This window comes from Lacrimispora algidixylanolytica, from assembly GCF_003609635.1.
Taxonomy (GTDB): Bacteria; Bacillota; Clostridia; order Lachnospirales; family Lachnospiraceae; genus Lacrimispora; species Lacrimispora algidixylanolytica.
In genome coordinates this window covers 97539-116661 of the sequence record NZ_MCIA01000009.1, presented here as the reverse complement: position 1 = coordinate 116661, position 19123 = coordinate 97539, and the positions used below count along the sequence as shown (strand labels likewise).

General features: G+C 42.3%; 17 protein-coding genes. 14 read left to right on the top strand and 3 right to left on the bottom strand.

Going from position 1 to position 19123, the window contains the following annotated elements; genetic code table 11:
- Positions 1-2 precede the first annotated feature (2 nt).
- Together BET01_RS07860 and BET01_RS07855 are read right to left on the bottom strand one after the other, a co-directional pair.
- Positions 3-1022 (bottom strand): right-handed parallel beta-helix repeat-containing protein, encoded by a 1020-nt coding sequence (locus BET01_RS07860; RefSeq protein ID WP_120196254.1) that lies wholly within the window; start codon positions 1020-1022, stop codon positions 3-5.
- Between the two features lie 297 nt (positions 1023-1319).
- Complete coding sequence (locus tag BET01_RS07855; protein ID WP_120196253.1) at positions 1320-1571, bottom strand: TIGR03905 family TSCPD domain-containing protein; 252 nt, start codon at positions 1569-1571, stop codon at positions 1320-1322.
- 149 nt (positions 1572-1720) lie between these two features.
- On the opposite strand from BET01_RS07855, the gene BET01_RS07850 reads away from it, so the two are divergent.
- The 4 genes from BET01_RS07850 to BET01_RS07835 all read left to right on the top strand — a co-directional run bounded on the left by BET01_RS07850 (position 1721) and on the right by BET01_RS07835 (position 5940).
- Entirely contained in the window at positions 1721-2419 is a 699-nt protein-coding gene (locus tag BET01_RS07850; protein ID WP_120196252.1) for a 5'-methylthioadenosine/adenosylhomocysteine nucleosidase, read from the top strand.
- A gap of 128 nt (positions 2420-2547) precedes the next feature.
- Positions 2548-3483, top strand: a complete 936-nt coding sequence (locus BET01_RS07845; protein ID WP_120196251.1) for a hypothetical protein — start codon at positions 2548-2550, stop codon at positions 3481-3483.
- Between the two features lie 110 nt (positions 3484-3593).
- Positions 3594-4940: a glucose-6-phosphate isomerase gene (locus BET01_RS07840; RefSeq protein ID WP_120196250.1), complete on the top strand. Its 1347-nt coding sequence runs from the start codon at positions 3594-3596 to the stop codon at positions 4938-4940.
- A gap of 229 nt (positions 4941-5169) precedes the next feature.
- Positions 5170-5940, top strand: a complete 771-nt coding sequence (locus BET01_RS07835) for a DUF6612 family protein (RefSeq protein WP_120196249.1) — start codon at positions 5170-5172, stop codon at positions 5938-5940.
- A gap of 44 nt (positions 5941-5984) precedes the next feature.
- On the opposite strand, the gene BET01_RS07830 is transcribed toward BET01_RS07835, so the two are convergent.
- Positions 5985-6251 carry a hypothetical protein gene (locus BET01_RS07830; protein ID WP_120196248.1) on the bottom strand — a complete coding sequence of 89 codons (267 nt, stop codon included), beginning with the start codon at positions 6249-6251 and terminating at the stop codon, positions 5985-5987.
- A gap of 167 nt (positions 6252-6418) precedes the next feature.
- On the opposite strand from BET01_RS07830, the gene BET01_RS07825 reads away from it, so the two are divergent.
- The 10 genes from BET01_RS07825 to BET01_RS07780 all read left to right on the top strand — a co-directional run bounded on the left by BET01_RS07825 (position 6419) and on the right by BET01_RS07780 (position 19098).
- Positions 6419-7510: a hypothetical protein gene (locus BET01_RS07825; protein WP_120196247.1), complete on the top strand. Its 1092-nt coding sequence runs from the start codon at positions 6419-6421 to the stop codon at positions 7508-7510.
- A gap of 141 nt (positions 7511-7651) precedes the next feature.
- Positions 7652-8251, top strand: coding sequence for a spore protease YyaC (gene yyaC, locus BET01_RS07820; RefSeq protein WP_120196246.1), 600 nt, complete (start codon positions 7652-7654; stop codon positions 8249-8251).
- A 62-nt stretch (positions 8252-8313) separates the two neighbouring features.
- Entirely contained in the window at positions 8314-9615 is a 1302-nt protein-coding gene (locus BET01_RS07815) for a LysM peptidoglycan-binding domain-containing protein (protein WP_120196245.1), read from the top strand.
- Between the two features lie 73 nt (positions 9616-9688).
- Positions 9689-10963, top strand: a complete 1275-nt coding sequence (locus tag BET01_RS07810; RefSeq protein WP_120196244.1) for a DUF5711 family protein — start codon at positions 9689-9691, stop codon at positions 10961-10963.
- Positions 10960-12939, top strand: a complete 1980-nt coding sequence (gene tkt, locus BET01_RS07805; protein ID WP_120196243.1) for a transketolase — start codon at positions 10960-10962, stop codon at positions 12937-12939. Before BET01_RS07810 ends, tkt begins: the two co-directional genes overlap by 4 nt.
- A 47-nt stretch (positions 12940-12986) precedes the next feature.
- On the top strand, positions 12987-13931 hold the full coding sequence (locus BET01_RS07800; RefSeq protein WP_120196242.1) for an ROK family glucokinase: 945 nt from the start codon (positions 12987-12989) through the stop codon (positions 13929-13931).
- A gap of 324 nt (positions 13932-14255) precedes the next feature.
- Positions 14256-15926: a putative manganese-dependent inorganic diphosphatase gene (locus BET01_RS07795; RefSeq protein ID WP_120196241.1), complete on the top strand. Its 1671-nt coding sequence runs from the start codon at positions 14256-14258 to the stop codon at positions 15924-15926.
- 13 nt (positions 15927-15939) lie between these two features.
- Complete coding sequence (locus BET01_RS07790; protein ID WP_120196240.1) at positions 15940-16554, top strand: flavin reductase family protein; 615 nt, start codon at positions 15940-15942, stop codon at positions 16552-16554.
- A complete protein-coding gene (locus BET01_RS07785; RefSeq protein WP_243117154.1) occupies positions 16551-17078 on the top strand; it encodes a shikimate kinase in 528 nt (175 codons plus the stop codon). Before BET01_RS07790 ends, BET01_RS07785 begins: the two co-directional genes overlap by 4 nt.
- A 337-nt stretch (positions 17079-17415) precedes the next feature.
- Entirely contained in the window at positions 17416-19098 is a 1683-nt protein-coding gene (locus tag BET01_RS07780) for a peptide ABC transporter substrate-binding protein (RefSeq protein ID WP_120196239.1), read from the top strand.
- The last annotated feature ends 25 nt before the right edge of the window (positions 19099-19123 follow it).

Sequence of the window (19123 nt, the reverse complement as noted above, 5' to 3'; positions counted from 1 at the left end):
ACTTAATTCTTAAAGGAACAGTTTACCACATTAGCACCAACAATTACGTCTTTGTTTTTTCCACCGTTTGAAATACATCCAGTAAAGTTGTGCTTACCAGAATTAGGAGCTTTGGGGAAATTAAAGTTTACGTTATTGTTATTAGCGGTACAGTTTTTAAGGGTAACGGCACCCGTGTTATTATTCTGGTCAAATCCTCTTGCTTTGTTGCCGGTTGCAACACAGCCTTCTAGATAATGATTGTCAGCTGTGAAATTACCACCAACCTTAAAGCCCTGTCCATTTCCGCTGTTGTTCCCATTATAGGAAGCTTCGGAGTTATATACCTTAACGGCATTTCCAGCAGAGTAGAAATCAAATCCGTCATCGGAATTGTTTAGAGCAATACAGTTCTGGAATACATTTCCAGGCCCGATGCTTAATTTGGCTGCAAAACCATCTGCATTCTCGCCGTTTGTCTTTTTGTCGTAGTTGTAAGTAGAAGTTACTTTAACGATTTTGTTATTGGATGCGCCATTGCTCATCTGAAGACCAGTATCTCCGCATTTGGTAATAAAGCAGTCACTGATCTGATTGTTACTGCCGCTGATGTGAATGCCATTATCTCCAGCATTTTGAATATTAACACCTGAAATGTTCCAGTAATCTCCAGTAATCTGGAATCCACGGGAGCCGTCAGCATATGGCTGACTGGAGAAGTCTACAACTGGCTTCTGGCCATTGTAGTTTACAATTTTAATTGGGGCACCGGAAGTTCCTTTGGCGCTCAGCTTAAATGTAGTGGATGAGGAATAGGTTCCTCCCATTAAGTAAATGGTGGTGCCTGCAGACGCTTTAGAAATGGCCTTGTCAATGGTTTTGTAAGGCTTGTCTGTTGTTTGTCCGCTGTTTGAATCGTTGCCGCTTGTGGATACATAATACGCAGCAGATGCTGCATTTGCTGGGAGCGGACTAAAGTACGCTAAACTTGCTACCATAAAACAGGTAGTGACAACACTGATGATGCTTTTTCTCTTTCTCATATAATAACCCCTTTCTTTATATCTAGATTCCTGACCAATTATTTGATCAAGAAGATCCAGCAAAAACATAAAAAAACATAAGTTAGCCTGAGAATCCCTGAGATGTCCGTGTTTGTGCAAAATATATAGTTTCATACTAAAATAAATAGATGGTATTGTCAATATTTAATTGTAAAATCATACCTATTATGAAAAAATGGAATACACTTGTTAAAAAAACGTAAAAAAATTAAAACAGCGCCGCAAGATTTCTGTTATTAACAGATGCCTTACAGCGCTGTGATTCGGAATGTATCCTTATGAAGGAGCTTGCTCCTTAAATTCCTTTAATGCTTGAGAAAGCTGGTCTGGACAAGAGGTAGGACGAAACCCGCACTGAATTCCATCCAGACGCTTAATCGCTTCATCTACATCCATTCCTTCCACAAGCCTTGATACGCCCTGCGTATTACCGGAACAGCCGCCGACGAACTGAACCTTAACTACCTTATTGTCTTCCACTTCAAAACTGATTTCCTTTGAGCATACGCCCCGTGTTTTATAATTCATGATTGGTACCTCCAACTCCTTAAGCCATCGCATGTAAACAAACTAAATTATAGTCAAACTGCGGTAAGGTGTCAATAGCACTTTTCAAACAGGAATAAAGACGTTATAATATATAATAATAGAAAAAATCATTTTAAAGGAGGAATGTTATGTTAGGAATTATCGGAGCCATGGACGTAGAAGTGGCAGAAGTAAAGAAATCTATGGAGAATGTAACGGTAAAGACCATAGCAGGTATGGATTTTTATAGAGGTGTATTAAAGGGCAAGGAAGCAGTTGTGGTACGTTGCGGGATTGGAAAAGTAAATGCGGCTATCTGTACCCAAATTCTTGCAGATCAATACCAGGTGAGCGCAGTCATCAACACCGGTATTGCCGGATCACTGAAACCTGAAATCAACATCGCAGATGTGGTACTTTCTACGGATGTGGTCCATCATGATATGGATGCAACTGGCTTTGGTTATCCAGCAGGACAGATTCCCCAGATGAAAGAATTTTCATTTTCTGCCGACGAAGAACTTAGAAAACTGGCTTATGATTGTTGTAAAGAAGTTAATCCTGAGATTGGAGTTTTCATTGGAAGAGTGGTCTCAGGGGATCAGTTTATTTCCGATAGGGTTAAAAAAGAGTGGATTTCAAAAACTTTTGGTGGCGCATGCACCGAGATGGAGGGTGCTGCCATCGCTCAGGCGGCCTACTTAAACCATATCCCATTTCTCATCATTAGAGCCATCTCAGACAAGGCGGATGACAGCGCAGATATGGACTATAGCGAGTTTGAACCCCTGGCAGTAAAACACTCCGTAAACCTTATTTTAGCCGTTGCACAAAGGTATTCATATTAGGTTCAGAATCGAATCCTGACAGGATTTGACGAACGATTCTAGGCTCTCTCATCTTCCCAAAGCCTTACCGGGTGTTTATAATAGACCTATCACCCGGGGAGACCGGGTACGAAAGGGGAGCTATTATTATGCTGGAATTTTTACAGACAGGCAAAGCGTTATACGTGCTAGCAGCATTTTGCGGCATCGGTGTGATCACCAGATGGCTGACACGTAACCTCTACAAAAGAATGATTAAAGAATCGGACAACCTATTACTTACGAAGAATAAGAGTCTTCGTGCCTTTAAGCAGAAGACGGAATCTACATATCAGTTAAACCAAGGTATTCCAAGAATCAAACCTTATTTAGAGCGTCAGATGTATGACTTTAGATGTATGGGGGTCACCTTCCACGGTTGGAACATCTTTTCCAATCAAATGACGCTTTGGTGCTTTTTGCTGGGAGGCGGTGCAGCGTTTGCTTCCTATTGGTATCGTACCGATCCGTACTACATCGTATTATATGGTTCCGTTGGAATCATGGCAGGGCTCTTTACTATATTAGTGGAGCATGGGGCAGGAATTTCAGAGAAACGGCAGCAGCTATTTGCGGCGCTTGACAATTATCTGGAAAATATCCTCATATATAGATTGGATCAGGAACGAGATGATTTAGATGCAATGTCGGGACCGCATTTGGAGCCCCGTGAAAATATAAGGTCCATTTATTCCCAAGCAAGTAAAAATGGAGTAGAAGAAATTCAAGAGGCCGAACCAAAACCGGATAGAAGAAGTGCAAGGCAGAGATTAAAATCAGAGAGACCGGAAAAACCAGTAAGAAACCGTCAGGCACCACAAATGGAGCAGTATCCAGATAAAATAGGACCGGAGATGGAAAAACCGGTAGCTTCAGAGGCTGCGAGTAACAGACGAGATGTGGATTATCTAAAACGGAGTTTGGAACAGATTGCGGCAAGCCGGGAAAAAGAGAGAAGCAACCGGGCAGGAGAGGATTGGCTTAAGGATTTAAACCCAGAAGAATTAAAACTAATCGGTGAAATTCTTCAAGAATATCTAACCTGAACATTTGGCAGTACCAGGAAAATCATGTCGCAAACGGAAGGATTATATGATATAATTTCCCTAAACAGGCAGTCAGCAACCTGAACATAAGGAAAAAGGAGATATGGGAAATGGGAAATATAGTTTTTGATTATTCCAAAGCATCCGGCTTTGTTTCAGCAGAAGAGATGGATAATATGAAGTCTGCGGTTATGTGTGCAAGAGACACCTTAATGAACAAATCCGGAGCAGGCAATGATTTTTTAGGCTGGATCGACCTTCCGTCCGATTATGATAAGGAAGAGTTTCACCGAATAAAGGAAGCTGCAAAAAAGATTCAATCGGACTCTGATGTACTCTTAGTGGTTGGAATTGGCGGTTCCTATCTTGGTGCAAGAGCAGCCATTGAATTTTTATCCCATAGTTTTTATAATGTATTACCCAAAGAAACTCGTAAAACTCCGGAGATCTATTTTGTTGGAAACAGCATTAGCAGCAAATACATCAATGATTTAAAAGGTGTGCTAAAAGGAAAAGATTTCTCCGTAAATATGATATCTAAGTCCGGCACTACGACTGAGCCTGCCATCGCTTTCCGTGTGTTTAAGGACATGTTGATTGAAAAGTATGGTCGTGAGGAGGCAAATAAAAGGATTTATGCCACCACGGATAAGGAAAAAGGAGCGCTTAAAGATCTGGCAGACCAAGAAGGATATGAAACCTTTGTGGTGCCCGATGATGTAGGCGGACGCTTTTCTGTGCTCACTGCCGTAGGACTTCTTCCCATCGCAGTATCAGGTGCTGACATTGACCGGCTGATGGAAGGAGCAAGTGATGCGAGATTAGCAGTCACCAAGACTCCATATGAGTCTAATGGTGCGCTCCAGTATGCGGCTGTCCGCAATATCCTTCTTAGAAAGGGCAAGACAGTTGAAATCGTAGCCAATTATGAACCAAGCCTTCATTATGTATCCGAATGGTGGAAACAGCTTTTTGGTGAGAGTGAAGGTAAGGACCAGAGAGGTATTTTTCCGGCGGCAGTAGATTTGACCGCAGATCTCCACTCTATGGGACAGTTTATTCAGGATGGGGCAAGAATTATGTTCGAAACTGTTTTAAATGTCCAGGAATCTCCTGCAGAGATTCTTTTAAAGAAAGAAGAAGTGGATACCGACGGCATGAACTATCTTGCTGGAAAGAGTGTTGATTTTGTAAATAAGAGTGCCATGAACGGCACCATTATAGCTCATAGCGATGGTGATGTGCCTAATCTGGTCATTGATATTCCAGAACAGGACGAATACAGCTTAGGACAGCTATTTTATTTCTTTGAGTATGCTTGCGGTGTCAGCGGATATCTGCTTGGAGTGAATCCGTTTAACCAGCCAGGTGTAGAAAGCTATAAAAAGAACATGTTCGCACTGTTAGGAAAGCCTGGTTATGAGAAAGAAAGAGAAGAATTGTTAAAACGATTATAAGGTGTATGAATATGATACCGGCACTCCGGCTTGGACCTTTTTGGGTTCGGTCCGGGATGCCGGATTTTTCATGTAATAGGAAATTGTATCCTATTACATGAAAAGCCATGCCAGGCGGGATGCACATGACGCGCTTAAGGAAGTATTTAACAAAACTTAATTTGGAAATACTTAAATATCATGATATGATTAAAGGGTATCTAGGAAACACATTTTTAAGGAGGAAACTATGAAAAAGACTTTAACCATGTTCCTTGTTTTTGCTATGGCATTTTCTATGACTGCCTGCGCAGGAGCAAAGGACGCAAAAACTATTTATGATGAGGCTACGAAGAAAACTTCAGAGCTGACATCCATGGACGTAACTTCCATAGTCAATACACAGATGACTCAGGGAGAGAAAAAGACAGAGATGAAGATGAATCTAGACATGAAGATTGCAGATATCAATAAAGATAGTATGAGATATTCTGCAACAGGAACTACCTCAGTTATGGGACAGGACCTGGATATTTCCATGTACTATGAAAACGGATATTATTACATGAACTCCATGGGACAGAAAATCAAATATGCCATGGATCTAAAAGAAATGATGGAGCAGGTAAAGCAGAGTACAGAAGGTGCAAGCCTGGATTCTTCTTATATGAAGGAAATCACTGCGAAGAAGGATGGAGATAATCAGGTAATCACCTTTACTGTGGATGCACAGAAGATGGATACCTATGTAAAAGATCTGATTGCTCAGATGGGAACCAACTTAGAGGGCGTAACCTATAACATCAAAGAAGTAAAGGGTGAAGCAACTGTGAATAAAGATGGTTACTTCTCCAAATCAAAGATTAATATGTCTTTGGATATGACCGCTCAGGGCGAGACCATTTCCATGGTTATGGATACCGATGCAGCCTATAATAATCCAGGTCAGACCGTAGAAGTTACGGCTCCGGATTTAGAAGGTTATACAGAAGTTGACCCAAGTACGATGGGAAATCAATAAGCTACACTTAGTGAAAGGGCTGTCGCACATGTGCGACAGCCCTTTTATTCTTCAATGACTTGGATTTCTAGAAAGTCAAAGTCTATGTGTTCAATAAAGTTATCCTGGGTGAACCTGGCCTTGGAGTGCTTTTTAAAATCCTGGACAGTGGCATCAAGCCAGATCGGTTTTCCCAAATCAAGCTGGTAGCAGATCTCTTCCAGAGCGTTAAATATCATAGTAGTCCTGGACTGGCTGTAATCAGAGTTGCAGATAACAGTATCCTTAAGGAACCTTGTGTCTTTGACTAATTTTGCCCATATGCGAAACATAATGTATTATCCCTTCTTAATGCAGCAGTTGCACCCTTTGTTTTCATGATAAAACGATTATATCATCGGGAAAGGAAAGAGCGCAAGGTGGAAAATGACGGACATTGTAAAACAGTGAAATATATGATAGAATCTTGATAGGAAAAACCCAAGAAGGGAGACTTAAGATGGCACAACCCATAACAGATCAGGTTGGTTTTCTTGGAGAGGCGTGCAGAGCCGTCCAAGAGCTGTCTGCAAGCAGGAATCTGCTGGAAAAGTTCCATCAGGAGAAGAGACATCTGGAAAAGGAGCTGGAAGCAGAACGAAAGGCAGTGGCAGATGATATCAGCCTTACGATCAAGAAGAGAATCGATGAGATCGAAGGCACTTATGACAAAGAAATTGAACGAGAACAGGATGCACTAAAGCGGATGAGGGCCAAACGAGAAAAGGCCAAGAATCAAGGGGTGAAAGAGCGGATTGAAGAGGAAACTGTAGAACTTAAGGAAAATAATAAAGAGCTGAGGCAGCAGATGAAGGACGTGTTCCGTCAGGAGAGAGTTCCTAAATTTTGCAACAGCAGGCTATATTATGCGCTTTATCTTCCTGGAGGATTTCGGGAATGGATGCTTTTAATTACAGTCATCCTCATAGTTTTTCTTGTCCTTCCATGTGGAATCTACTTTCTGCTTCCAGAGAAAACCTTATTTTATTTAATCGGAATTTATTTTATGACCGTTGTTATTTTTGGGAGTATCTATATTCTCATCTATAACCGGACAAAGATGAGGCACCTTAGTGCCTTGAGAAAAGGAAGAACCATCAGGGATCTTATTAAGACTAACGACCGGAAGATGAAGGTCATCATCAATTCCATTAAGCGGGATCGGGATGAAGCGTCTTATGATTTGGAGAAATTTGATGATGAGATTGCAAGAATTGAACAAGAGCTAACAGATATCATGGATAAGAAAAGGGAAGCCTTGAACACGTTTGATAAGGTCACAAAGACCATTATATCAGATGAAATTGCAGATGGCAGAAAAGATATCTTAACAAAGCTTACAAAGGATTATGAAGAAGCTCAGACAAGTGGCAAAGAGGCTGAGATCCGGGTGAAGGAGCAGACCTTGTTTATCAACGACAATTATACTTCTTATATTGGAAAAGAATTTATGATACCGGAGCTACTTGATGAACTGGCTGATATGATACGAATGGGGAAGGCGACGACCATAGGAGAAGCCAAAACCCTATATTCGAGTCTTAAGGAATAAAATGAAGGTGCAGGAAGACACGCGAAAGCAGTTGTTTCCTGCATTTTTTTTTGCGATTTTTCTAGGACGATGTAGTGAATAATTCCATAAATCACGGCTTATAATAGAACAGAGAAAATAAGGACAGCAAGGCAGGATATTATGAAACTATGGGAAAGAATTTCGATCCGGAGCAACCGGGACGTTTTTTATTATGACACAAAGCATTCCTTTGAAGCAGAGGACTTCGCTTCCAGACTTTACGATATGATAAGTATAGAACTGGAAAATAAGAAAGCATCAGGAGTACTTTTTTTGTGCATCGGCACCGACCGTTCCACGGGAGACAGCCTTGGGCCCTTAATTGGTTACAAGCTAAAAGAACAAAGTCTGGAGCACATAGAGGTCATTGGGACTTTGGAGCGACCGGTACACGCCATGAATCTTGATACGTATCAGACCTTGCTTCGTTTAAGATATCCCAATTATGTGATAGTAGCTGTGGATGCTTCTGTTGGAAATATGGAGCACATCGGTCATGTGACCCTTGGCAGAGGAGCCTTAAAACCAGGGCTTGGAGTGAGTAAGGAACTTCGGTCAGTCGGTGATATCTTCATAACAGGAATCGTTGGAAGCTGTAGTAATTATGACCCACTTATGCTCCAAAGTATAAGACTTTCCATTGTCATGCGTATGGCTGACTGCATCAGCCATAGTATTTATCTTGTCGAAAAGTTATGGGAGAACACGTCCATGCTTTGACACGTTTTTCGCCTATTACATGCTATGATGCATTGGATTATAAAGAATAGCGAGGTGTGCCAATGGGTGAATTATACAATCCGTACCCGAAGCTGCCAAAGAACATCAGGCAGATCGGGGAACGGGATCAGATCGTAAAACTATATGTTGAGGATTATGTGAACACGTATTTAAAACGTCTGTATCCTGTGGGAGGACAAGGGCTGCGGATAGGCTTACTGCTTGGTAGTATGGAACTCAATGACGGAATGCCTTATATCTTCATAGATGGTGCTTTGGAGATGGAGGATGTGACAGAAGCAGGAAGGGTATCATTTACTGATATTTCCTGGAAAAAGGCCTATCAGAGCATTGAGCAGCTTTTCCCAAAGAGATCAATTCTCGGCTGGTTTTTATGTGGCAGTCCAGGAGATGATCTGACTCCTTTGAATTACTGGAAACAACATATGCAGTATTTTGAAGGCACCAACAAGTTGATGTATTTAAGCAATGGAATCGAAGGGGATGAAACAGTTTACATAACATCAGAAGACGGATTTTACAAGCTCCAGGGCTATAGTATATATTATGAAAGAAACCAGATGATGCAGGACTATATGGTACTGCGAAAAGATGTAAAACGTATCGAAACTGATACAAATGATAAGGTTATTGAAGAATTCCGCAAGCGAATGGACGAACATAAAGAGGAAGCGACGGACAGGCATCAGACCGCCGGGCTTCTTCGGGGCATGTGCACAGCCATGTCAGTCGTCATATTAGCTGGCGGAATTGTTATGTTTAACAACTTTGAGCGAATGCAAAACATGGAAAGTGTCATCGTTTCTGCCATTCCGGCAAAAGCGGAAAAATTCTTAGCAGGAGATCATAAAAAAGAAAGTAAATCCCAAACCGGTGTGGTGGTGGAAGATGCAGAAGCTGGCATATCGCCCACAACAGCAGTGAATAAGGAGACGATGTCTAATACCCAGCCAACACAGGCAGGGCAGGTTCAGGTGCCGACAGAAGCCGCTGTAACCTCGGAAACAAGCATGGCTCAGACTCAGGCAGACAACACAAAGGAAAGTCAGACCATAGCTGAAAGCGAGAAAGCCACAGAACAGACCAGCCAAGTTGCAGCAGAGACCACAAAGGCACAAACCGGCGAGAGCAGTGCGCAAAAAGAGACCAGCGAGGCCCCTTCTAAAAACCAGGAAGCGGCAGCTTCAGGAGCAAGGGTTCATGTGGTGCAGGAAGGAGAGACGCTTTACGGAATCAGTCTGGCAGAATACCATACGGTAAACAAGTTAAAGGAAATCTGTGAGCTCAATGGATTAGAGGATGAAAATAAGATTGTAGCGGGTCAGAAATTACTGCTTCCGTAGAAAAAAATAATGCTTTTCTCAATAAAATGTTGTATACTACAAGTATATATGGGCATTTTTAGGAGAGAACTGCATGAGCGAATGGAACTCAATGAACAGAGAGATTAAAAAAAACCAGCTTCGGAGTCAGATTGTTCAAAATTCCGGCAACAAGGATGAATCCAGTGAAGAGATCATTAAAAAAGCCCGTAGTAAGGTAAAAAAGAAGCGGTTCCGGATTTCTTTGGTGGTATTATTGGTGCTGGCAGCAGGTGGCATCGGTGCGTTTGAGTATTTCAGTCTATACCACTACACCGGATATGGTGTGGTATGGTCAAAGGAACTGAATGAGGGAAGCTATGAGGGATATTTAAACTTTGGTTCCAATCTACTCAAATACAGTAAAGATGGTGCTTCCTATCTGGACTCCCAAGGAAAAGAAGTATGGATCCAAAGCTATGAGATGAAGTCACCAAAGGCGGTTGTAAACGGAGAGTATGCTGCAGTTGCAGACTTGCAGGGCAATTCCATTTATATTTTTAATAAGGCAGGAAATGTTGGGGTAGCTACCACAGTTCTCCCTATTGTGAAAGCAACGGTTTCCTCTCAAGGAGTGGTTGCCGCAGTCTTAGAGGAGTCAACCGCCAATTACATATATTTTTTCAAACAGGACGGATCAGCACTTGATGTAAAGATCAAGGCACTTTTAGGGGGAGATTCCGGCTATCCAGTTGATATTAGTTTATCTCCAGATGGAACTCAGCTCATGGGAGCCTATGCCTATTTAAAGAATGGCACTTTAAACGGAAGGGTAGCGTTCCACAATTTTGCAGAAATCGGAAAAAGTGTTCCGGACAGGCTGGTAGGCGGGTTTGATGAACCCTATGATTCATCCCTTGTAGCCCAGGTGCATTTCTTAGACGATACCTACGCTTGTGCTTTTTCAGACAACAGCGTATCGTTTTACTCAACAAAAAATGCTCTTTCCCCAGAATTAGTCAAACAGATTCCAATAAAAGAGCAAATAAAAAGCGTATTTTATTCCCGTAAATATGTGGGTCTCATCGTGGACAACCCGGGGGGTGAAAACCCTTACCGCTTAGATATTTACAGACCAGATGGAAAACAGGTCTTTTCCAAGGTATTTCAGTATCCGTATACCAATGCTGATATTGACGGTAATCATGTATTTCTGTATAATGAGAATTCGTGTAGAGTCTATAACATGTCCGGCAGGCTAAAATTTTCCGGTACATTTGATTTTCCGGTAACTAAGATCCGAAACGGCAGATTTCCAAATACACTGATCGTTACGGGTCCCCAAAATATGAAAGAAATAAGATTACAAATAGGAGGACAATACCAATGAGCAACATCGAAACCATGTCAATTAATGCAATCCGCATCCTATCAGCAGATGCGATCCAGAAAGCCAATTCCGGACACCCCGGACTCCCTTTAGGTTGTGCATCCGCGGCTTATGAATTATGGGCAAACCATTTAAACCATAACCCGGCTGATCCTGATTGGGCAAATAGGGATCGTTTTGTGTTATCAGGAGGCCATGGTTCCATGCTTTTGTATTCCTTGCTTCACTTGTTTGGATATGGAAACCTCTCCAAAGAGGATTTAATGAATTTCCGTCAGCTTGGTTCTAAGACACCAGGACATCCAGAGTATGGTCACACCGTTGGCATCGAAGCAACAACAGGACCTTTAGGAGCAGGTATGGGTATGGCAGTTGGTATGGCAATTGCAGAAAGCCATCTGTCTTCTGTATTTAATAAAGATGAGTTCCCAGTTGTGGATCATTATACTTATGCCCTTGGCGGTGATGGATGTATGATGGAAGGAATCTCTTCTGAAACCCTATCTCTGGCAGGTACCTTAGGCCTTTCAAAGCTGATTATCTTCTATGATTCCAACGAGATTTCCATCGAAGGAAGCACTGATATCGCATTTACCGAGGATGTACAAAAACGCATGGAGGCATTCCATTTCCAGACCATTACCGTAGAAGACGGAAATGATCTAGGTGCCATTGCCCGCGCCATCGAAGAGGCAAAGGCAGATACGAAGCGCCCATCCTTTATCACCATAAAAACTCAGATTGGTTATGGCTGTCCAGCAAAGCAGGGAAAAGCAAGTGCCCATGGAGAACCTCTTGGTGCAGATAACATCACCGCTTTAAAAGAGAATCTTGGCTGGCCTTCCACAGAGCCATTCTTTGTACCAGAAGAGGTATATAGCCACTATAAGAAACTGGCTGAGGAAAAGGCAGAAGTAGAAGCTGCATGGAACGTTATGTTTGCAGCATACTGCGAAGAATATCCAGAGATGGAAGTACTTTGGAATTCCTACCATGATCCAGATGGCACAAGTAAGGCAATTGACGCTTGCACTGATTTCTGGAAGAAACCAGAAAAAGCAGATGCAACCAGAAATATCTCCGGTCAGATTTTAAATCGTGTGAAAACCTGTATTCCTAATCTTATCGGCGGATCAGCAGATCTTGCTCCATCCAATAAGACCAATATGTCTGATGTGGGAGATTTCTCAAAAGAAGACAGAGGCGGACGCAACATGCATTTTGGTGTTAGAGAGCTTGGAATGACTGCAATCGGTAACGGTATGCTTCTTCACGGCGGACTTCGCACCTATATTGCAACCTTCTTTGTATTCAGTGATTACACCAAGCCTATGGCACGTTTGGCTTCTTTGATGGGCATTCCACAGACCTTCGTATTCACTCATGACAGCATTGGTGTAGGCGAAGATGGACCAACTCATGAGCCAATCGAGCAGCTTGCAATGTTAAGAGCAATGCCGAATTTCCATGTATTCCGTCCTTGTGATGAGATCGAGACAGAAGCAGCTTGGTATTCTGCACTGACTTCCAAAAAGACTCCTACTGGCCTTGTTCTGACTAGACAGAACTTAACTCCAATGCCAGGAAGCAGCAAAGATGCATTAAAGGGTGGATATGTGATTGATGACTGTGAGGGAACTCCAGATATCATCTTAATTGCCAGCGGTTCTGAAGTAGAGCTTTCTGTAAAGGCAAAAGAACTCCTTGCAGACCAAAAGGTAAGAGTTGTTTCCATGCCTTGTATGGATCTCTTTGAAGAGCAGAGTGATGAATATAAAGAATCCGTTCTTCCAAAGGCAGTGAGAAAACGTGTGGCAGTTGAAGCCTTAAGTGATTTTGGCTGGGGTAAATATGTAGGTCTTGATGGTGCATACGTGACCATGACAGGTTATGGTGCCAGTGGACCTGCAGATCAGTTATTCAAACATTTTGGATTTACGGCTGAGCGAGTTGCAGAAGTTGCAAAATCCTTATAATAAGTTTCCGACATCTTGATACAAAAGGAAAAGGAGCATTAAGGGCCATGGGAATGAAATGTATTGGTGTTGATGTAGGCGGTACCTCTGTAAAGATGGGACTGTTTGAAGTAACAGGGGAGCTTTTACATAAATGGGAAGTGACGACCAGAAAAGAAGAGGGTGGAAAATACATCCTTGATGATGTGGGAGCTTCTATTTTAGAAAAGCTGAAAGAACTTAATATTCCCATTGATCAGATACAGGGGGCCGGACTTGGGATCCCGGGCCCTGTTCTGCCCAATGGTTATGTAGAGGTCTGCGTCAACTTAGGCTGGCGTGACCGATATCCCGAGCGAGAGCTGAGTGAGATGCTTCATGGTCTGCCGGTAAAAAGCGCAAACGATGCCAATGTAGCAGCTCTTGGAGAGATGTGGCAAGGCGGAGGAAAAGGATATCATGATATTGTTATGGTCACCTTAGGAACCGGTGTGGGCGGAGGAGTGATCATTGACGAGAAAATCGTATCTGGACGCCATGGTTTGGCTGGAGAGATCGGACATATCCATATTCGTGGAGATGAAACAGAAACTTGCAACTGCGGCGGAGTCGGCTGTGTGGAGCAGGTTGCAAGTGCGACTGGAATCGCAAACGAAGCAAAAAGAATGATGGCATCAAAGGATCTGCCTTCTTCCTTAAGAAGTTTTGGTCAACAGGTCACAGCAAAAGATGTGCTGGATGAAGCAAAGGCAGGAGATCCCCTTGCTCTAGAAGTTATGGAGATTGTGGGCCATTATCTTGGACTTTTACTTTCCCAGGTTGCCATGACCATAGATCCGGAGGTTTTTGTTCTGGGTGGTGGAGTATCAAAGGCAGGTCAGTTCCTGATTGATACCATCGACCATAATTACGAAAAGTTCACACCGATATCTAAGAACAAGGGCAGTATTGTACTGGCCACATTGGGCAATGACGCAGGAATTTACGGGGCGGCTAGGCTCATTTTGGATTAGATTACAAACATAATACCAGATATTGGCTGGCCACTTCGTGGTCGGTCAGGTCTGGTATTTTCTTATGGATCAACCTTTTCCATTCGGTATCACTTATTTACAATTTGCTAATTTATGATATAATGGGAATACTTCACAAGACAATGTATCGGATAAATTGAGGAGACCCTGGTTGTAGGACAACCAGGGCAATTATGAAAAATCTATGTGCAACTTGACTGATTAACTTGTTTGTATTGCAATTTTTCTATACATTTAGTATAAAAAACGGATGTGAACAGGATATGAACGGCCTGTAAACAGATTATGAAAAAAGGAGATACCATGGGAGATAACCATAAAAATAGAAAAACTATCGTCATCGGGCACAAAAATCCTGATACAGATTCCATCTGTTCTGCGGTCTGCTATGCCAATTTAAAGCGGATTTTAACTGGTGAGGATTACAGACCCGGACGAGCGGGACGAGTCAATGAAGAAACTCAGTTTGTATTGAACTATTTCGGCATGGAAGCCCCTGAACTGATAGAGAATGTAAAGACCCAGGTTCTTGACATAGAGATTCGGGAAACAAAGGGCGTAAAGAAGAAATTGTCCTTAAAAATAGCATGGAATCTCATGCAGGAGGCCAATGCAGTGACCATACCAGCGGTTACGGCAGATGGAATTTTGGAAGGACTGATCACGGTCGGAGACATTGCCAAATCCTATATGAACGTATATGACAGCAGCATATTATCAAAAGCCTGCACCCAATACTCTAATATTGTAGAGACACTAGAGGGCAATCTGGTGGTGGGAGATCTAGAGGCTTATTTTGATAAGGGAAAGGTACTCATTGCAGCAGCCAATCCTGATATGATGGAATATTATATTTCTGAGGGAGATTTGGTTATCTTAGGAAACCGTTATGAATCTCAGCTTTGCGCCATTGAGATGGAGGCAGCTTGTATTATTGTCTGCGAGGGAGCTTCTGTTTCTATGACCATCAAAAAACTGGCTCAAGAAAGAGGCTGTACCATCGTGACGACACCATATGATACGTATACTGCCGCTCGTTTGGTAAACCAGAGCATTCCAATCAGCTACTTTATGAAAACCGAAGGGCTGATTACCTTTGAAGAAGAGGATTATATCGACGAAATCAAAGATGTTATGGCCAGCAAACGCCACCGTGATTTCCCAATCCTTGATAAGGATGGAAAATATAAAGGTATGATATCCCGCCGTAACTTACTTGGTGCAAAAGGAAAACGGTTGATTTTGGTGGATCATAACGAGAAATCCCAGGCAGTGGAAGGCATGGAGAATGCGGAACTTTTAGAAATCATCGATCATCACAGACTTGGCACCGTGGAGACCATTGCGCCAGTATTCTTCCGCAACCAGCCGGTGGGCTGTACCGCAACCATTGTATATCAGATGTATCAGGAGAATAGCATAAAAATAGAACCTCAGATTGCAGGACTTTTATGCAGTGCTATTATTTCCGATACACTTTTATTCCGTTCCCCAACTTGTACAGAGGCAGATAAAACTGCGGCTCTTGCACTTGCAGAAATCGCAGGTATTGATGCGGATAAGTATGCCTCATCCATGTTTGAAGCGGCAAGTAATTTAAAGGGGAAAACAGATGGAGAAATCTTCTATCAGGATTTTAAAAAGTTTTCCGTTGGTAAAATTGCCTTTGGAGTAGGACAGATCACCTCCTTAAATGATAAGGAGCTTGTTAATTTAAAAGATCGCATGATTCCATACATGGTAAAGGCGAGAGAAGAACACGGCGTTGACATGATGTTCTTTATGTTAACCAATATCCTGTCGCAGTCTACTGTGCTCTTATGTGAGGGACAGGGAGCAAAGCAGATCGTAGAGAGAGCCTTCCGCATCGATAACAGGAAAGAAGAACAGGAAGATCATGTAGTAAGTCTTCCAGGCGTAGTATCCAGAAAGAAACAGTTGATCCCAAGCATTATGTTAGCTGTTCAAGGATGAGGAGAATAATCTTATGAAAAATCCTGAAAAATCAAGCAAAGTGGAGTGGAAGCCTGGTAATATGCTTTATCCAGTTCCTGCTGTTATGGTAAGTTGTCAAAGAGAGGGCGAGAAACCTAATATTATTACAATTGCCTGGGCAGGCACCATATGCTCTACCCCGGCGATGTTGTCCATATCCGTTCGTAGGGAGCGCTACTCTTATGATATTATAAAAGAGACCGGGGAATTTGTGGTGAATCTGGTATCCAAGGATCTGGTGAGGGCTGCGGATTACTGTGGTGTAAAATCAGGCAGAGAGGTAGATAAGTTTGCCCAGATGAAGCTGACTCCTTGTGCCCTAAAGCACGTCAAAGCTCCAGGGATTGAAGAAAGCCCTGTTTGTCTGGCTTGTAAGGTGGTTGAAGTAAAGCGCCTTGGCAGCCATGATTTGTTTCTAGCTGAGATCTTAGGCGTGACTGTAGACAGCCGTTACATGGATGAGAAAAACAAATTTCATTTAAATGAGGCAGGACTTGTATCCTATTCCCATGGAGAATATTTTGAACAAGGGAAGAAACTTGGCAGTTTTGGATATTCAGTAAGAAAGTCTGGAAAAAGTTCAGCCGGCAGGAGGAAACGTAGATGACCCAGATGCGTGATAACATAACTCTCATCGGAATGCCCGCTTCCGGCAAGAGCACTGTTGGTGTTCTTTTGGCAAAACGACTTGGGTATTCATTTGTGGACGTGGATATTGTGATACAGGAAAAGGAAGGAAAGTTGTTAAAGGAAATCATAGCCGAAAGTGGAGATGATGGATTTTTAGAGGTGGAGAACAGGACCAACAAGGAACTTCAGGTTAGCCATAGCGTCATCGCCCCAGGTGGAAGCGTCATCTATGGAAAAGAAGCGATGGAACATTTGAAGGAAATCAGTATTGTTGTTTATCTAAAGCTAAGCCTTAATGATGTAATGGAACGACTTGGTAATCTGGTTGACCGGGGCGTGGTTTTAAAAGACGGTATGACCCTTGAAGAGTTATATGAGGAGAGAGTTCCTTATTATGAATCTTATGCAGATATTACAATCGATGAAACAGGCCTGGAAGCAGGAATAATCGTGGATGAGTTAAGATCTATTATGGAAGAAAAATTTGGCCTTACTACATAAGATTTGGTAAGACTGATGTATGAATATGCAAGAAAATGAGTAAGACGGAGAGATGATTTTTATTTCTCCGTCTTATTTTATTAGCCGGGACATATTTTAAATAATAATTTTTTTTGTTCTCAATTAATTTATAGAAGCATATGCATTAGAAAACGACGCTTTGGGCTTGTAAAGTGATGAATCGCCTTAACTTAATGTTTAATGGCTGGTTCGATATTGACAGATATTAAAAAATAATATATTGTAACAAATATTTTTGACAATAGTGTCTGAATAGAGGGAGAACTCTGTCAGACACTATTTTTATTAAAATAAAATGAATATGAGGGGGAAAATAATGAAAAAAAGTCTAAAAAAATTAGCGGCTATCAGTATAGCAGGCATTATGGCCTGGTCTTTGACCGCGTGTGGGAATTCGAAAACAGTGTCTCAGGAAACACAAGCCTCTACTGCAAAGGCAGAGACTAAAGAAGGCAGTAAGGAAAATGGTAAGGTATTAAACGTACATATTGATGTGGAAGTGGCTTCCATGGATCCTCAGATCGCAACCGATGGAACTTCCTTTGAAGTCATTGCTGATACCACCGATGGGTTATATGAGCTAGGTGCCGATGGAAATCCCGTACCTGCTCTGGCAGAAAGCGTAGAAAAAAGTGGGGATGGCATGACTCTTACCTATCATTTAAGAGATGCTAAATGGTCCAATGGTACACCAGTTACAGCCAAAGACTTTGTATATGCCTGGAAACGGGCCGTAGATCCAAAGACGGCAAGTGAGTATGCATTTATTGTTGGAATTGCAGGAATCAAGAATGCAGACGCAGTAGCAGCAGGTGAAAAATCACTTGACGACCTTGGGGTGACTGCTGTGGATGACAAGACCTTAAAGGTAGAGCTTGATGTTCCTGTCCCATATTTTGAATCTTTAATGGCATTTCCTACCTTCTATCCGGTCAATCAGGAATTCTTTGAAAAAGCCGGAGATCAGTATGCCACCACACCAGACACATTGTTATCAAACGGGCCCTATAAGATTACTTCTTACGAGCCAGCGGCAACCACCATTACCCTTGAGAAAAACAAGGATTACTGGGACGCAGATAAAGTTAAGCTTGATGGAATGAAGTATCAGGTAATTAAGGATTCCCAGCAGGCAATTCTGGCCTATCAAAATGGAGACCTTGACGTAGTAACCCTATCCGGAGAACAGGTGGAGCAGTTCCAGGCAGATCCGGAATTTAAAAACATCATGGCAGGTTACCTGTGGTATATGTCTCCAAACACCAAAGTAGCTGGTCTTGAAAACTTAAATCTTAGAAAAGCATTGTCTCTTAGCTTTGATAAAGAGGCGGTGTGTAACAATATCTTAAAGGATGGTTCTATTCCTGCTTATTTTGCAGTCCCCACCCTTTTGGCAACCGGACCTGATGGAAAAGATTACAGAGAAACCGCTGGCAGTAATTATTTTAAAACCGATAAAGCTGAGGCATTAAAGTATTGGGAAGCAGCGAAAAAGGAGCTGGGAGTTGACACCCTGACTTATACCATGATTGTAGAGGATACGGAGTCAGCCATTAACGTTGCTCAGTTCTTACAGTCAGAGATTCAGACTACGTTACCTGGAATCACCATTACTTTAGAGCAGATGCCAAAGAAAAACCGTGTGGAAAGAATGCAGGCAGGGGAGTTTGAAATCGGCCTTACTCGTTGGGGACCAGATTATGCAGACCCTATGACTTATCTTAATATGTGGACCACAGGTAACCCCAACAACTACGGTTTCTGGAGCAATAAGGACTACGATTCCATCATTGAATCAAGCAAAAAGGGAGAACTTGCCCTTGATCCAGTGAAACGGTGGAAAGCGCTTGCAGACGCTGAGAAAATCGTTTGCGATGATGCAGTCATCTTCCCTGTTTACCAAAAGGGAAATGCAGTGATGCAAAAAGCAGGCGTAGAAGGCATTGATTTCCATTCCATAGCAATTAACCGATACTTTAAAAATACAGTCAAGAATTAATGGCTGAATGAGATAGGAGAGATAC

What these genes read in the sequence shown, in the direction of transcription:
- BET01_RS07860 (WP_120196254.1), bottom strand. Translation starts at nt 1,022, where the DNA reads ATGAGAAAGAGAAAAAGCATCATCAGTGTTGTCACTACCTGTTTTATG.
- BET01_RS07855 (WP_120196253.1), bottom strand. Translation starts at nt 1,571, where the DNA reads ATGAATTATAAAACACGGGGCGTATGCTCAAAGGAAATCAGTTTTGAA.
- BET01_RS07850 (WP_120196252.1), top strand. Translation starts at nt 1,721, where the DNA reads ATGTTAGGAATTATCGGAGCCATGGACGTAGAAGTGGCAGAAGTAAAG.
- BET01_RS07845 (WP_120196251.1), top strand. Translation starts at nt 2,548, where the DNA reads ATGCTGGAATTTTTACAGACAGGCAAAGCGTTATACGTGCTAGCAGCA.
- BET01_RS07840 (WP_120196250.1), top strand. Translation starts at nt 3,594, where the DNA reads ATGGGAAATATAGTTTTTGATTATTCCAAAGCATCCGGCTTTGTTTCA.
- BET01_RS07835 (WP_120196249.1), top strand. Translation starts at nt 5,170, where the DNA reads ATGAAAAAGACTTTAACCATGTTCCTTGTTTTTGCTATGGCATTTTCT.
- BET01_RS07830 (WP_120196248.1), bottom strand. Translation starts at nt 6,251, where the DNA reads ATGTTTCGCATATGGGCAAAATTAGTCAAAGACACAAGGTTCCTTAAG.
- BET01_RS07825 (WP_120196247.1), top strand. Translation starts at nt 6,419, where the DNA reads ATGGCACAACCCATAACAGATCAGGTTGGTTTTCTTGGAGAGGCGTGC.
- yyaC (WP_120196246.1), top strand. Translation starts at nt 7,652, where the DNA reads ATGAAACTATGGGAAAGAATTTCGATCCGGAGCAACCGGGACGTTTTT.
- BET01_RS07815 (WP_120196245.1), top strand. Translation starts at nt 8,314, where the DNA reads ATGGGTGAATTATACAATCCGTACCCGAAGCTGCCAAAGAACATCAGG.
- BET01_RS07810 (WP_120196244.1), top strand. Translation starts at nt 9,689, where the DNA reads ATGAGCGAATGGAACTCAATGAACAGAGAGATTAAAAAAAACCAGCTT.
- tkt (WP_120196243.1), top strand. Translation starts at nt 10,960, where the DNA reads ATGAGCAACATCGAAACCATGTCAATTAATGCAATCCGCATCCTATCA.
- BET01_RS07800 (WP_120196242.1), top strand. Translation starts at nt 12,987, where the DNA reads ATGGGAATGAAATGTATTGGTGTTGATGTAGGCGGTACCTCTGTAAAG.
- BET01_RS07795 (WP_120196241.1), top strand. Translation starts at nt 14,256, where the DNA reads ATGGGAGATAACCATAAAAATAGAAAAACTATCGTCATCGGGCACAAA.
- BET01_RS07790 (WP_120196240.1), top strand. Translation starts at nt 15,940, where the DNA reads ATGAAAAATCCTGAAAAATCAAGCAAAGTGGAGTGGAAGCCTGGTAAT.
- BET01_RS07785 (WP_243117154.1), top strand. Translation starts at nt 16,551, where the DNA reads ATGACCCAGATGCGTGATAACATAACTCTCATCGGAATGCCCGCTTCC.
- BET01_RS07780 (WP_120196239.1), top strand. Translation starts at nt 17,416, where the DNA reads ATGAAAAAAAGTCTAAAAAAATTAGCGGCTATCAGTATAGCAGGCATT.